Here is a 534-nt window from a genome sequence, read left to right as displayed (position 1 = left end):
CCCACAATGCGCGGTTGAGCTTAATGTCAGTGTCAATGCTGTGAATGGCACGGGTATGGATACGTTTTCCTTTAGCGCTGCGACCTGAAATTCCGCCTTTCAGCATATTCTCCTGAATGGTCTGATATGCGCTCCACAGGTCCTGCCCGTAATCCTCCCGGCGTCGTGGTGTCAGAATGTCAGCGGTGGTGACGGGCTGATGTTCGTCACCATAACGGTAAGTCAGTGCCGCCTGTGCCAGCGCCTGGCGTGCCGGTGGCGGCAGAATCAGCGACTGCATGGCATCACGCTTTTCCTCAATCCGGTCAAAAACCCCCACCACCTCGTAAGCCCCTTCAATGACTCTGTCCACCACATTTCCCCGGTGCGGAACACGCACTTCCCCCAGAGACTGACCACAGACGCATCCGTTCTGGCAGACGAACCTGAAGTAACCCGGCAGCATCTGGTAGCTGGAGGTACCGTCATGAGAGTTGAGCAGAATAATTTCAGGGACATGTTCTCCGTTTATCTCTCCGGCCCGCCGCAGACGCA

At 56.2% G+C, this 534-nt stretch carries 1 protein-coding gene; it reads right to left on the bottom strand.

The annotated features are described in order from the left end of the window. Nucleotides 1-534: DUF932 domain-containing protein (locus E0D98_RS25660; protein ID WP_165941079.1), on the bottom strand; the 534-nt coding region annotated here is incomplete at both ends.

The organism is Escherichia sp. KCJ4928 (assembly GCF_004352695.1).
GTDB lineage: Bacteria > Pseudomonadota > Gammaproteobacteria > Enterobacterales > Enterobacteriaceae > ECMA0423.
This window is presented reverse-complemented; position numbering and strand designations above follow the sequence as displayed.